The organism is Actinophytocola sp. (assembly GCF_049647105.1).
Taxonomy (GTDB): Bacteria; Actinomycetota; Actinomycetes; order Mycobacteriales; family Pseudonocardiaceae; genus Actinophytocola.
In genome coordinates this window covers 32700-45721 of the sequence record NZ_JBARWZ010000121.1, presented here as the reverse complement: position 1 = coordinate 45721, position 13022 = coordinate 32700, and the positions used below count along the sequence as shown (strand labels likewise).

Here is a 13022-nt window from a genome sequence, read left to right as displayed (position 1 = left end):
ATCCCTGCGGAATGCGAAGTCGTCAAAGCCGGGACAAATGCCGATCGGCATTTGCCCATGGTTGTTTTCCGGCATGCGTATGCCGGCACCCGAAATGTGTATGAACCTGCTTCAGGGCATGCCAAAGCCCGCCCAGGCGATAAAGAACCCCAGAGTCAGCAGGATGTTCAGCGGGCGCCGGCCGTCACGGTCGCCCGGTTACGCGGACAGGTGCTCCCGCACGCTGCGCGGCCGCATGTCCGTCCAGACCCGCTCGATGTGCTCGAGGCACGCCGTCCGGTCGCCCTCGGTGCCCTCCGCGCGCCATCCCGCGGGTAGCTCCTGGTCAGCGGACCAGATGGAGTACTGCTCCTCGTCGTTGACCACCACCCGGTACCGGCGGCCGTCGACATCACTCATGTCCCACGCCTTTCCCTGCCATGCCCACTCGTGGCAAGACGGTACCGGCGTGATGAGAGGGGCGAATCGCCCGAACGGCCCCAACCGACCGTCCGGCACGGACCATCGAGAGTAATGTGATTACGGACGGGAATCAACCGGATACGGGGTGACGGAAAGCTTTCTTTTCGCGAAGGATTCGATGGCTGAATAGTCGCTACTTCGCGAGCGGCCAGGACATCGTCACCGTGGTGCCCGCCGAGGTGGGGGTGATCGTCGAGGTGGTGGTGAGCCCTTGGATCAGGGGTAGTCCTCGGCCGCGCAAACCCCCACTGGGTTGCGGCGGCCGCCACTGGCCGTAGTCGGTGACGGTGATGACGACCCTGCTTTGCTCACCGTCCACCGCGCCCCTGAGGTCGAGCAGACCCTGGGTCTGGCCGTGGTAGGCGTGCTCGACGGCATTGGCCATGGCCTCGTAGCTCGCGAGCACGAGCGCCTCGCTGTCCTCGTCGGACAGTCCGGCGCGGGTCGCCCAGCTGGCGAGCGCATGCCGGAGACCGGCCAGGCGGTTGGCCACCGCGGGCACCCGGAAGTGCAACTCTCCTTCCGGGACGTCATCAAGGCTCTGTTGCCCCAGGTTCACGGCCGAAGCCTCCAACGTTCAGCCCTCCGGTTCCCCCGCCCGCAGGCAGGCAGGGGGACCGGAGTCAGTCACGCTCAGTCGGCGGTGAGCGCCTCATCGCGGGTGGGGTAGATCGAGATCTCGTCGGTCATTCCTGTCAGTTCCATCGGACGGAACGTGGCGCTGCCGGTCGCGACGATCCGGAAGCGAAGGTTGCCCTTGGCTTGCTGATGGCAGCCAATGAGCACCGCCATGCCGGCCGACGCGAGGAAGTCGACCTGACTCAGGTCGACCACCAGCGTCTCCGGCCGCTGCTCCATGGCAGCGTTGATCGAATCCCCCAGCTGGGGGGCGGTGGCCAGGTCGATCTCCCCGGCCACATTGAGCACCACGGCCTCGCCATGGGGTTCCACCAGGACTGACAGTCCTGGTGCAGCGGGCGTGCTCGTGTCAGCGTCTCGGAACGGCTCTGAACTCACCGCACCATCATCCAATACCTCACAAAGCTGCGTGTGACGGCCACTCTTGCAGACGCCCGGTCTAGCTGGTCCCATCCGTCCGCTCGGACACCCCAGCCGACTCGTGACTGGCTAGCGCCGGGGGACCTGGCCGACGCTGGACGGTGGGTAGCCGCGTATGCGGCGGTTCAAACCTCCCGACTCAAGGAGTTTGCACAGGCGTACTGACCAGGACGATCATCGACCCTGTCCCTTCGTGTTCGCCGACGTGGAGACCCTGGTCATCGGCCTGCGGCAACTCGATGTCGTGCTGGCCGTACCGGGAGTGCTCGACCCGGTCTTGGCGCTACACCGCTCGTACCCGCGGCGACCCAGGTCCAGAAGTCCCACCGGTTGGCTGCGGCCGGCATGCCGGTGACGACCGCTCGGTCGCGTACGTCGGCGAAGAGGCGGATGTTCACCGAGAGGCGGCCCTGCTCCAGAGCGGACGTGCCCCTGTCGATGCGGCGTGGGAGTCTGCGCAGCACCGGGAGCAGCGACATCAGTTCCTCGGTTGCGGCGCGCCGCAACGACTCCGGCGCAAACTTTTCGCAGATCAGCTTGTCCGCGAACGTTGCCCGGGTGTGGGTCCGCGTGGAACACGCCATGCAGCAGTACTTGGCGCAACACGCAGTCCAACGGGGATCACGCCAGGTCGTCGCGGCGGTCGCCGTCCACGTCGCCCGATCGCGGTGCGTACAGGTGTGCCGTCCAGGCGGCGCCTCACCAGGATGCGTTCGCTCGACAGGTCACCGTGGACAGTCGGCAGCGTGATCTCGACGCCGCTGTCGACCGAACTCACCCGCGGCGATGTCGCGTGCCTCCACCGGAAGTCGAACCCCTCGGTCAGCGCGGCGGCGAACCCGTCGGCGAGGTCGATTGGTGGAGCCAGAGCGATTGGACGAGGTTCGTGCCGCGAGGTCTGCTGGGGTGGGGTTTGCTGGCCAGGTCCAGCCCGGATTGAGCTGGCCTGCCAAGTCCCCACGGCATCCAAGTCCGCGGTTTTGCCACATCTTCGGCCCATCAAAGCCAGACCGGGCGAGGAACTCAGTGAGCGTTCAGCAGACGCACCACCTCCTCCGCTACCCCGACCGCGGAAGCCGGGTTCTGGCCCGTGACCAGGCGTTCGGATACCGAGACCTGGCTCTCGAAGTTCGCGGCCGCGACGTGCTTCGCACCGCGTTCTTCCAGGCTGGACTGCAGGAGGAACGGCACGACGGCTGCCAGGCCGACCGCTTCTTCCTCCAGGTTGGTGAAGGCTGAGACTTCCTTGCCGTCCACCAGGTACTTGCCGTTGGACAGGGTCAGGTTCACCAGCGCTGCCGGGCCGTGGCACACCGCTGCCACCACGCCGCCGCCTTCGTAGATGTCGCGGCCCAGCCTCGTCAGGCCCTCGTCGTCCGGGAAGTCCCACATCGTGCCGTGGCCGCCGACGTACAGGATCGCGTCGTAGCCCACGGCGTCGACTTCCGCTGCTCGGCGGGTCGTCCCCAGCTCCGGCAGGTTGACGAAGTCTCGTTGTGTCGCGTCGTCCGCGTCGAAGCCGTCCATGGGTGGGCGGCCGCCATCGACGCTCACCAGGTCCACCGCGAAACCGGCGTCGCGGAACACGCGCCACGGATGGGCGGCCTCCGGAACGTAGAAGCCGGTCTTGCGGAGGCCGCCGAGGTCGTCGTGGCTGGTCAGTGCCAGGAGGATTGCGTTCATGAGGCAAGGATGACAGGTGGGGGGCATTGAGGACCAATAGAACTTGTAGGCACTATTATCAGATTTCTGATGACTTCACTTGACCTGCTCAGGACCTTTCTCGCGGTGCACCGCGCCGGATCGGTGACCGCTGCCGCGCAGTTGCTCGACCTGTCCCAGCCGGCCGTCACCGCCCAGCTCAAGACGTTGGAAAAGCATGTCGGCAAGCCGCTTTTCCACCGGCACGCACGCGGGGTCACCACCACGGCGGCCGGTGAGGACCTCGCCCGCCTGCTCGCCGGGCCGCTCGACGACCTGACGGCGGCGCTTGGCGACTTCGTCGGCGGCAAGGTGTCGCTGCACGTCGGTGGGCCTGCCGAGTTCATGACCCTGAAAGCTCTGCCCGCGCTCGTCGAGTTGCCCGACACCGCGCTGCGCGTCACCTTCGGCATGCCGGACGACCTGCTCGACCAGCTGGCAAAAGGGGGTCTCGACCTGGTGATCGCCGGGGTCCGGCCGCGGATGCGCGGCATCATGACCGCGCCCCTCTACCAGGAGGAACTCACCGTCGTCGCCGCGCCGCGCTGGTACTACCCGGACACGTCCGGCGTGCTCGGTGACGCGCCATGGGTGGCCTACGCCGAGGACCTGCCGCTCATCCGCCGCTACTGGAAGTCGGTCTACAAGGCCATGCCGCCTGGGCGTGCGGTGGTCGTCGTGCCGGACCTGCGCGCGGTGCTCGCGGCGACCGTGGCGGGTGCCGGCGCGACCGTCCTGCCGAGGTACCTGTGCGAGAACGAGCTGGCGACCGGCGCGCTCCGCGAGCTGATCGTCCGCGGTGACGGTGAGCTGCCCACCAACACGATCTACCTCGCGGTCCGTGCCGGCGCGTTCGCCGAGCCGCACATCGCACGGGCCCGCGACCTGCTCATGTCGCGGGCCGAGGAGTGGTGAGCGGTCGCTCCGCCATGCGCTCCGTAAACTGTCCGACCGTGAGGCCGACCGCGGCCGAAATGGCCGCCGCACGCGCCAAGACCCTCCCCGACGTGGTCGCGGCGGGGCTGTCGGTGCTGTTCTGTGGCATCAACCCAGGGCTCTACTCCGCCGCCACCGGGCACCATTTCGCCAGACCCGGCAACAGGTTCTGGCCCGCGCTGCACCGGTCCGGCTTCACGCCGAGGCAGCTGCACCCATCCGAGCAGGACGAACTCCTGGACTACGGGCTCGGCGTCACGAACATCGTCGCGCGGGCCACCGCGCGGGCCGATGAACTGACCCGAGAGGAACTTCGTACAGGCGCACAGAAGTTGACGGACCTGGCTTCTCGGTACGGGCCTGGGTACGTCGCGGTGGTCGGCATCACCGCGTACCGCACGGCATTCGACCGTCCCAAGGCGACGATCGGCCAGCAGGAGGAGCGGCTCGCGGGCTCGCGGTTGTGGGTGCTGCCGAACCCGAGTGGCCTCAACGCGCACTATCAGCCCGACGCGCTGGCCGCCGCGTTCCGGGCGCTGCGCGAGGCCGCGTAGAGAACCTCGCGGAGACCGGCCGCGTCCTCCCGGTGCTCACGGGTTCGTGGTGCTGGAGCGGCGGGCGACGCGGTCCGCTTCACCGCAATGGGCGGCCAACGGGTTACGGCGGTGGCGCCCGCGGAACTCCTGGTCTGGGAACGCACGCCACCACCGGCTGAGAGAGGCAGAGATGACCACCCGAGAGCAACTGCGCACCAAGTACCTGAAGAAAGCAACGGACCGCCCGGCGACAACAGCCCGCGGCCTGCACCACACAGCCCTGATCTCCAGCGACGTGGAGACGACGATCAACTTCTACCAAGGCCTGCTGGGCTTCCCGCTCACGGAGTTGATCGAGAACCGCGACTACGAGGGCTCGTCGCACTTCTTCTTCGACATCGGCAACGGCAACCTGCTGGCGTTCTTCGACTTCCCGGGCCTCGACGTGGGCCCGTACCAGGAGGTCCTTGGCGGCCTGCACCACGTGGCGATCTCGGTGGACCCGGTCAAGTGGGACGAACTGGTGGCCCGCCTCACGGCGGCAGGGGTGGACCACGTCGTGCACAGCGAGGTGTCGGTGTACTTCACGGACCCGGACGGCGCCCGGATCGAACTGATCGCGGACCCACTGGGCGAGATGTACGGCGAACGGGTGCTCTAAAGCGCGAACCGCCGACAGGTTCACCGCAGGCCGGGCAACGATCGGCACGACAAGTCGGATGCGGCCGCCTTTATCGCATCGGTGAGTTCGATCTCGGCCAATGGGTCACCGGCCAATGACGCGACCTTTGGCCAGACGGTTCCCATCACCCGGCCGACGTCGGTCTCGGTCGCGTTCGCCGGCAACGCGGTCAGCGATTCCAGACCGTTCACCGTGTCGTCGTGGAGATCACTCAGCCTGCTGATCAGGGCGGACACGGCCGCTGTACCGCCGGAAGGCGAGCTGTCCGGCAGTGTGTCCAACTGGGCCGTTGCCGTCGTCAGCGCCGTCGACGCTGCGTCGAGTTGTGCCCCGTTGCCGGTGTTCAGTTGGTGGATCGCGACGCCGCTCAGTTCGGGGCCAGAGAAGCGGCTGAACCATCTTCTAATTCACGGTTCGGCTTCGTCGAGGTGGCCCGCCTGCGGTCGCGGACTAGCCGTTCGATCAAGGAAACGATGATGTTTACTGTCGGCCATGTCGTACCCGGATACCCCTGTACCGCAGCCGTCGTCGCAACCGCAGGCAACGACCACAAAACCCCGGACCGGCTATGGCCTGCTGGTCACCGCGATCCTGTTCGCCGGTATCGGTGGAGGCCTGCTGGCGTGGCACCCGTGGGACAAACCGGTGCCGGCGCCACCCAAGGACCCGCAGCACATCACGATCCAGAAAGTCGGCGACCAGAGTGACCCGACCGAGTCCGACTCGACACGGCCGGTCTACTGCATGACCAACGAGACCGGCGGCTTGTACTGCATGGTGATGCCCGGCCGCTACACCGGTATCCAGGAAGATCAGGGCTGAGCGGGCGCACCTGCAGCCTGAACTCGTCACCCACATTGGTGACATGACTGGGTGTTCGATCGTATGTTCGATAGCCTTGCTCGGTGGACGAGATCATCACAGCATTGCTGGATCAGGACTGGAGTCTGCTGTCCGACGAGGAGTTGCTCGCGTCGGTTCGGCGGGTCGAGACGTGGTCCCGGCGGCTGTACGCGGTCGCGCTGACCGCCACCAACGAACTCGACTCGCGTCGGCTGGCGGCGAGTCAGGGTGTGTCGTCCACGGCCGTGCTGTTGCGTCACCTGCTGCGGTTGTCGCCGAGAGCGGCGAGACGTCGGGTGGAGGACGCGAAGGACGTGTGTCCGTCGGCAATGGTGTCGGGTTCGCGGGTGCTTTCCCGTCTGCCAGGGGCCGCGGTCGCGCTGCGCGCAGGCACGCTCAGCGACGAGCAGTACGGGGTGGTCCGCCGTACCCTGCGGGAGCTGCCCGACGACGTGTCGCCGCGAACGCGGATCGAGGTCGAGAAACAGTTGGTGGCCGAGGCGGACCGGTTCGACCCGAGCCAACTCGGCAAACTGGCTGTGCGCATCAGAAGCCATCTGGACCCGGACGGCGTGCTGCGCTCGGAACGCAACGCGGCGGACCGGATGGAGTTGACACTCGCCCAGGACCTCGATGGTGCGATCCGGGTACGCGGCAGGCTTTCCGCCGAGACCGCGGCGGTGGTGCGGGCAGCGCTGTCTCCGTTGGCGAAGCCGGTGCCGGACGACACGCGTTCCGCGGCGAAGCGGCGCGCGGACGCACTGGTCGAACTCGCCCGGCGCCTGCTGAACGCGGGCACGCTGCCGGTCGAGGGAACCGTACGGCCCCACATCGGCCTCACGGTCGATCTCGCGGAACTGCGTTGTCACACCGGTGTGGTGGACCTGGACTGGGGTGGCACGGTGTCGATGCAGGCCGCACGCCGCATCTGCTGCGACGCCGACATCATCCCCATCGTGATGAGAGGTGCTTCCCAGCCCCTCGACGTCGGTCGCAGGCAGCGGCTCGTCACCGGTCCGCTGCGTCGTGCGTTGATCGCGCGTGACCGCGGCTGTGCGGCGCCGGGCTGTGACCGTCCACCCGAGTGGTGCGATGCCCACCACCTCGTGCACTGGAGCGACGGTGGCGCGACGTCGATCGACAACACCGCACTGCTTTGCGGCTACCACCACACCCTCATCCACCAGGGCGAATGGACAGCCCGCATGATCGACGGCATTCCCCACTTCATCCCACCGCCATGGATCGATCGCGCGCGGACACCGCAGCGAAACACACTGCGCCATCCCGTGCTGGGCGAGGCCGCATGATCGACCCCGCCGCGACTACACCCTCACTGTCGCTCAGCGGTAACGGGGTCGGCCGACCGGCATGCGTTGTCCGGTCTGGAGTTCTCAGCGGCGCTATCGCTTGGCCTGGTGGAGCGTACTGTGGCCGAGCGACTCGTCGACCTGTCGTCCGCGAGCACCGTGCTCGGAGATGCGAGTGTTCATTTGCTCGGGTCACAGGAGCCTGATCACGACTGTTCCAAGGGGACATTGGCACACAGACCCCGGTTTAACGGTGGAGTTCTTTGAGGGCATACTCGCTGAGATGAGTCCGGTTAGTCGTGGACGGAAGTCCAAGAAGCGGAACAGGTCCGGCGGTCGACCCGCGCCCGTCAGACTGGTGGCCGACACGGAGCCGTGTGACTGTCCGGTCTGCGCCGGGCCGCCGGTCGAGTTGTCCGAGTTGGTCGACGGGATCCTCGCCGATGTCGCGGACGACGCCTTGCCTGCCGACCCGATCGCGGCGGAGTTCTGCGCGGCGCTCCTCGTCGCCATTTGCGACATGGCCGGTGGGGGCTACGAGGAGGCGCTGGCCGACGGGTTCGTGCCCGAGTTGGAGGCGCGGAAGGACAGCCGGGCGTTGATCATGCTGCTGGCGCTCGGTTCGATCTGTGGTGGCCGTGCGGGGACGGCCGCCGCGGACGCCGCGCGGCGGATGGCCGACGCTGGGGTCGAACCGCCTGGCTGGGCCACTGAGCTGACCATGCCGGTGACGTTCGGGGACTGCTGGCGGTTCGCCGATCCGAAGGGCGAAGGGGCCATACTGCTCGGCAGCTTCGACCGCGATGGGCGGGCCCACACCTTCGTGGTCGGCGTCGACCACACCGACTGTGATGCCGCGGTGAACGTCGATCTGGTTGATGCCGAGGGACTGCCGGAGGCGATGGCCGTGCTGCGGCAGATGTGGACCGGGGTCGGCGAGGAGCGGCTTGACCCGGCGGAGTGGCGTTGGCAGGTCGAGTGCGCCCTCGACGCGCGGGCAGTGCACGACGCGGGGGACATGCCGTACGACGAGGACGGTCTGCCGGACTACTACCCGATGGCGATGTTGTTGCGCTCCCGGCTGCGTGCACTGCCCGAATCCGGCAAGCCCAAGCCTCCGCACGAGGATGCCTTGACATCGTTGCCGAGCCTGCTGGACGCGTGGCTGGAGCCGTTGCCGCCGGCACCGGCCGGTCCGGCGCAGGTGTACCAGCTCAAGGTGGGTTTGAAGGGCGCGAAGCCGCCGATCTGGCGGCGGTTGGAGGTGCCCGCCGACGTCACCCTGGACCGGTTGCACGTGATCATCCAGGTCGCGTTCGGCTGGGAGGGTGGTCACTTGCACGTCTTCGAGACTCCGTACGGCGACTTCGGGATGGCCGATGCCGAACTGCGGCACCGGCCTGCCGGCGAGGTGTCACTGGCCCAGGCATTGCCCGAAGCGCGGTCGAAGATCACCTACGTGTACGACTTCGGGGACGACTGGCGGCACGAGATCCTCGTGGAGAAGGTGCTCGCCCCCGACGACGCGGTGACCTACCCGCGCTGCACCGGTGGCCGTCGCGCCGCCCCACCCGAGGACAGCGGCGGCGTCTGGTCCTACACCGCCATGGTGGAGGTACTCGCTGATCCCGCGCACCCGGAGCACGCCAACACGCTGGAGTGGCTGGGCCTCGACAGCGCGGCCGAGTTCGACCCGAGCGCGTTCGATGCCCACGCGATCACGAAGGCGCTCACATCCCGACAAGTCCTGTCTGGCTGAACCGAGGTGGCCGGCGAGGTACGCCCCTTGCTGGTCGACCCTGCGCCACGCGCCTCTGTCTACGCGGTCCAGCCAGCCGGTAGCCGCTCCCCGAATTTCGGGACGTATTCGGGACGAACGGTCGACGTCGCTGGGAAACACCCAGGTACAACCGGACACATGAGGAAGGCCCCTGTCAGCGTCAGCGCTGATCAGGGGCCTTCTTTGTGCTGGTCAGACGTGGTGCCCCCGGTAGGATTCGAACCTACGACACCCGCTTTAGGAGAGCGGTGCTCTATCCCCTGAGCTACGAGGGCATTGCCCCGACAGCCTAGCGGCAGCCGGGGGCGAGGTGTCACCGCATTGCGTCGAACATCGCGTGATGGGCTGTGGCCCACTGTTCGAACGTGCGCGCTGGGCGGCCGAGAATGCGGCTGATGTGCTCGGTTACGTACTCGACGCCGCCCGCGTTTGCCCAGTTGGCGCCGATGGTGACCTGCGCTATCGCCTCGGGTGGCATGCCCATTGCCGTCAGTTGGGTGTGGAGGTCGGTTTCGACGGTCTTCACCGGGCGGTCGAGCACGCGTTCGAGGATGGTGGCCTGGTCGGCGAACGTGAGCAGTTCCGGCCCGGTCACGTCGTAGCGCCTTCCGTCATGGGCGCGGTCCAGCAGGGCCGCCACGGCGACCTCGGCCACGTCGCGTGGGTCCACGATCGGCTGGCGGGCGTCGCCGAAGAGGTTCGGGAGGGGGTCGCCGGCGTCGATCATGGTTCGGTACTGCAGGAAGTTCGACGCGAAGCTCGGCGGCCGGATCACCGTCCACGCCAGGCCACTCGCCGCGATGGCCTCCTCCGCGGCGACGTGCCACGTGCCTACGGTGGCGCCGTCGAACGGTTCGCCGCTGCCGATCGCGGACAGTTTCACGATCTTCCGCACTCCCGCGCCTCGGGCGGCGTCGACCAGGGCGATGTCGTGCTCCGCCGACGGGACGGGCGGCACGGTGACCAGGAAGACGGCGTCGACGCCGGTGACGGCCGTGGCGAGCGATGCCGGGTCGGTGAAGTCGGCTCGCACGCCGTTTGGCAGGTCGGCCGGGTTGCGGGACATGGCGCGGAACGGCACGCCGCGGTCGGTGAGGAGCGCGGCCACGTGGCCGCCGATGGTGCCGGTGGCACCGGTGACAAGGATCATGAGCCGACTGTCGCGTCGGGCGACCATCGACCTATAGGAAGTTTCGGCACAGCTCGTTGTCGGTGGTCGCGGTTACCGTGGCGGCATGGGAACGCTTGTGGTGCCGGACGAGCTGCGGCCGTGGGTGGCGGGGATCGAAGTGGCCGCCGCGTCGGGGGCGGCGGCGGTCGACGTGCCCGACCACGCCACGACGCTCGTGGTGCGCACCGCTCCTGGCGAGCGTCGCGAGGTGATCGTCATGGGGCCGAAGACCCGCGCGGCGTACCACGTCGCCGATCCCGGGCCGTCCTGTGTGCGGGTGCGTCTGCGGCCGGGGCGCGCGAAAGCTCTGGTCGGGCAGTCTGTCCGGGAGCTGGCCGACCGGGCTGTGCGGGTGCGCGCACTGCCAGGGCTGGACGCGGACAGCCTCGTGGCGGACCCGGTCGGCGCACTGGCGGCCTGGTTCGCCGAGCGCAGGGCGGACGACGGCCTGGTCGCCGCTGCCGCTTCGCTGCTGGCGGACGAGGGGGTCGCGGCCACGGCCCGGCGGCTGCATGTCAGCGAGCGTCGATTACGGGCGTTGTTCGCCGACGGCGTAGGCCTTTCGCCGAAGCACTTCGCGCGGATCGACCGGGTGCGCACGGTGCTCGCGACCGCGTCCGGACTGCGATGGGCCGATGTCGCCGCGGCGGCCGGGTACTACGACCAGTCGCACATGACCAGCGAGTTCCGCCATCTCATGGGTGTGCCGCCTGCCGCGTTCGCCGCTGGTAGGCGGCCTGCCGCGCGGCGCTGCGGCTGATCTGACCGGTTGTCCACAGCCTTGTCGGACTCACTTGACATGCTTAACGATGGCGTTAATATTTGTCATTGTGCGTACTGAAGTGGACGAGGTGCTCGTCGCTCTCGCTGACCCTGTCCGGCGGCAGGTCATCGACGAACTGCGGCAGGGCCCCAGGCGGGCGGGCGAGCTGGCCGACTCGGCTGGGATGAGCTTCCCGGCGATCAGCCGCCATTTACGGGTGCTGCGGGCCTCCCGGCTGGTGGAGGTTCGCGCGCTAGACGAGGACGCGCGGGTGCGCGTCTACCAGCTGCGGGCGGAGCCGTTCATCGCGTTGCGTGCCTGGCTCGACCAGGTCGAGGCGTTCTGGACCGAACAGCTCGGCGCTTTCTCCGAACACGCGAAGAAGAGGAATCAGGAATGACCGAGGCAGGAGTGGCGGTCGAGGTGGAGGTCGACCCGGCCACCGCGTTCGACCTGTTCACCAGGGACATCGCCGCATGGTGGCGGACCGACCGCTCGCTGTGGGGTGAGACTGCGGGCGAGCTGCGCTTCGAGGATGGTGCGCTGATGCAGGGCGACGCCGAGATCGGCCGGGTGTCGGCATGGGAGCCGGGGCCACGCCTCGCTTTCAGCTACGGCCCACCCGGTGGCGACCCGGCGGAACGGACCGACGTCGAGGTCCGGTTCGAGGCCGTCCGGGGTGCACCCGGGTCGTCGTGCGGCACGGCGGCTGGGAGAAAGCGAACTGGGCAGGGCTTTTAGCGGGGTTCGCCCGGCACTCACTGGAACGGATGCTGCTCGCCCGTCTGGGGGACTTCCTCGATGCGATAGCGGAGGGGAACGTCGAGTTCTTCGAACGGAACCTGACCGACGAGGCGATGCTGATCTTTCCAGGTGATGGCAACACGTACACGAAGGCCGAGTGCGTCGCCGCGATGGTCGACCACCCCGTCTACCACAAGTACGAACTGACCGATCCGCACATTGTCCACATTGGAGAGTCGACCGCGGTGCTCACGCACCGCGCCACCGTCATGCACGAGCAACACGAACGGCCGATGTCGGTCGCGGTGTCGACGGTGCTCGTGCACCAGGACGGTGAGTGGCGCATGGCGCTCCACCAGTGGACCAGTTGACGGGAGCACGATGTACTACGTGATCCGCGCGCCGGATCTGGTGCGCGCCAAGGACTTCTACGCCACCGTGTTCGGCTGGACCTATACCGACGACAGCCACATCCAGGGCAGTTCGCCGGCCGGGGGCTTCGCCGAGGGCGAGCCGGGTACGGACCTGTACCTCGAGGTGCCGGACGTGAAGGCGGCCGTGGCGCGGTTACGTGAGCTCGGTGGCGAGGCGCCGGACCCGGTGCGGTCGGCGTCGGGTTGGAGCTGTCAGGCCGAGGGTGGTCTGCTCGCGTTATGGCAGCCTGCCGAGGGATATGCGCAGAGCAGCCCTAAATGCGCGGAAGGCGACCTCTTCTACTACGTCGTTCCGGTCGCGGACGACGCGGTCAAGGACCGTTACCGGGCGGTGCTCGGCTGGGAATTGTCTACGGGTTCCCATTCGAACGGGTGGAACATCGACAACTCCGTTCCGAGGGGTGGTGTGTTCGTGGACCACGCCGGACGACCCGACCTGTATTTCCGGGTGGCCGACATCGACGAGGCCGCGCAACGCATCCGTCACGCCGGTGGGACGGCGGGAGACACGCAACCGAACTCGGCTGGCCGGCACGCCGCGTGCCGCGACGATCAGGGGGTGAGATTCAGTATCAGTTCGCTACGTGAGGGCTGACGGCGC

Annotated in this window: 17 protein-coding genes and 1 tRNA gene; 11 read left to right on the top strand and 7 right to left on the bottom strand. The window is 67.9% G+C overall.

The window, feature by feature from the left end; genetic code table 11:
- Nucleotides 1-198: 198 nt before the first annotated feature.
- The 4 genes from WBA97_RS14940 to WBA97_RS14925 form a co-directional block, all read right to left on the bottom strand.
- Nucleotides 199-399: an MbtH family protein gene (locus WBA97_RS14940; protein ID WP_424231397.1), complete on the bottom strand. Its 201-nt coding sequence runs from the start codon at nt 397-399 to the stop codon at nt 199-201.
- Nucleotides 400-595: 196 nt separating this feature from the next.
- Entirely contained in the window at nt 596-1021 is a 426-nt protein-coding gene (locus tag WBA97_RS14935) for an ATP-binding protein (protein ID WP_424231396.1), read from the bottom strand.
- A 74-nt stretch (nt 1022-1095) separates the two neighbouring features.
- A complete protein-coding gene (locus WBA97_RS14930; RefSeq protein ID WP_424231395.1) occupies nt 1096-1554 on the bottom strand; it encodes an STAS domain-containing protein in 459 nt (152 codons plus the stop codon).
- Nucleotides 1555-2544: 990 nt separating this feature from the next.
- Nucleotides 2545-3204 carry a type 1 glutamine amidotransferase domain-containing protein gene (locus WBA97_RS14925; protein ID WP_424231394.1) on the bottom strand — a complete coding sequence of 220 codons (660 nt, stop codon included), beginning with the start codon at nt 3202-3204 and terminating at the stop codon, nt 2545-2547.
- A 69-nt stretch (nt 3205-3273) separates the two neighbouring features.
- Between WBA97_RS14925 and WBA97_RS14920 the strand changes: the two genes are divergently transcribed.
- The 3 genes from WBA97_RS14920 (at nt 3274) to WBA97_RS14910 (ending at nt 5355) form a co-directional block, all read left to right on the top strand.
- Nucleotides 3274-4137, top strand: a complete 864-nt coding sequence (locus WBA97_RS14920; RefSeq protein WP_424231393.1) for a LysR family transcriptional regulator — start codon at nt 3274-3276, stop codon at nt 4135-4137.
- A gap of 59 nt (nt 4138-4196) precedes the next feature.
- Nucleotides 4197-4712: a G/U mismatch-specific DNA glycosylase gene (gene mug / locus WBA97_RS14915; RefSeq protein ID WP_424231439.1), complete on the top strand. Its 516-nt coding sequence runs from the start codon at nt 4197-4199 to the stop codon at nt 4710-4712.
- Between the two features lie 172 nt (nt 4713-4884).
- On the top strand, nt 4885-5355 hold the full coding sequence (locus WBA97_RS14910; protein ID WP_424231392.1) for a VOC family protein: 471 nt from the start codon (nt 4885-4887) through the stop codon (nt 5353-5355).
- A gap of 20 nt (nt 5356-5375) precedes the next feature.
- Here WBA97_RS14910 and WBA97_RS14905 read toward each other — a convergent pair whose 3' ends face one another.
- Complete coding sequence (locus WBA97_RS14905) at nt 5376-5612, bottom strand: hypothetical protein (protein WP_424231391.1); 237 nt, start codon at nt 5610-5612, stop codon at nt 5376-5378.
- A gap of 256 nt (nt 5613-5868) precedes the next feature.
- Here WBA97_RS14905 and WBA97_RS14900 point away from each other — a divergent pair, with 256 nt between their 5' ends.
- The 3 genes from WBA97_RS14900 to WBA97_RS14890 all read left to right on the top strand — a co-directional run bounded on the left by WBA97_RS14900 (nt 5869) and on the right by WBA97_RS14890 (nt 9288).
- Nucleotides 5869-6198 carry a hypothetical protein gene (locus WBA97_RS14900; RefSeq protein ID WP_424231390.1) on the top strand — a complete coding sequence of 110 codons (330 nt, stop codon included), beginning with the start codon at nt 5869-5871 and terminating at the stop codon, nt 6196-6198.
- Between the two features lie 83 nt (nt 6199-6281).
- Entirely contained in the window at nt 6282-7529 is a 1248-nt protein-coding gene (locus WBA97_RS14895; protein WP_424231389.1) for a DUF222 domain-containing protein, read from the top strand.
- A gap of 358 nt (nt 7530-7887) precedes the next feature.
- A complete protein-coding gene (locus WBA97_RS14890) occupies nt 7888-9288 on the top strand; it encodes a plasmid pRiA4b ORF-3 family protein (RefSeq protein WP_424231388.1) in 1401 nt (466 codons plus the stop codon).
- A gap of 220 nt (nt 9289-9508) precedes the next feature.
- On the opposite strand, the gene WBA97_RS14885 is transcribed toward WBA97_RS14890, so the two are convergent.
- Together WBA97_RS14885 and WBA97_RS14880 are read right to left on the bottom strand one after the other, a co-directional pair.
- A tRNA-Arg gene (locus WBA97_RS14885) sits at nt 9509-9584 on the bottom strand.
- 38 nt (nt 9585-9622) lie between these two features.
- Nucleotides 9623-10459 carry an NAD(P)H-binding protein gene (locus WBA97_RS14880; RefSeq protein ID WP_424231387.1) on the bottom strand — a complete coding sequence of 279 codons (837 nt, stop codon included), beginning with the start codon at nt 10457-10459 and terminating at the stop codon, nt 9623-9625.
- A gap of 85 nt (nt 10460-10544) precedes the next feature.
- Here WBA97_RS14880 and WBA97_RS14875 point away from each other — a divergent pair, with 85 nt between their 5' ends.
- From WBA97_RS14875 to WBA97_RS14855, 5 genes are all read left to right on the top strand, one after another.
- Complete coding sequence (locus WBA97_RS14875) at nt 10545-11240, top strand: helix-turn-helix domain-containing protein (protein WP_424231386.1); 696 nt, start codon at nt 10545-10547, stop codon at nt 11238-11240.
- A 70-nt stretch (nt 11241-11310) separates the two neighbouring features.
- Nucleotides 11311-11643, top strand: a complete 333-nt coding sequence (locus WBA97_RS14870) for an ArsR/SmtB family transcription factor (RefSeq protein WP_424231385.1) — start codon at nt 11311-11313, stop codon at nt 11641-11643.
- The gene (locus WBA97_RS14865) at nt 11640-11984 is read left to right on the top strand and encodes a hypothetical protein (RefSeq protein ID WP_424231384.1); all 345 of its coding nucleotides are present in this window, start codon (nt 11640-11642) and stop codon (nt 11982-11984) included. Before WBA97_RS14870 ends, WBA97_RS14865 begins: the two co-directional genes overlap by 4 nt.
- Nucleotides 11985-12013: 29 nt before the next feature.
- Nucleotides 12014-12358, top strand: a complete 345-nt coding sequence (locus WBA97_RS14860) for a nuclear transport factor 2 family protein (RefSeq protein ID WP_424231383.1) — start codon at nt 12014-12016, stop codon at nt 12356-12358.
- Between the two features lie 10 nt (nt 12359-12368).
- On the top strand, nt 12369-13016 hold the full coding sequence (locus WBA97_RS14855; RefSeq protein ID WP_424231382.1) for a VOC family protein: 648 nt from the start codon (nt 12369-12371) through the stop codon (nt 13014-13016).
- The last annotated feature ends 6 nt before the right edge of the window (nt 13017-13022 follow it).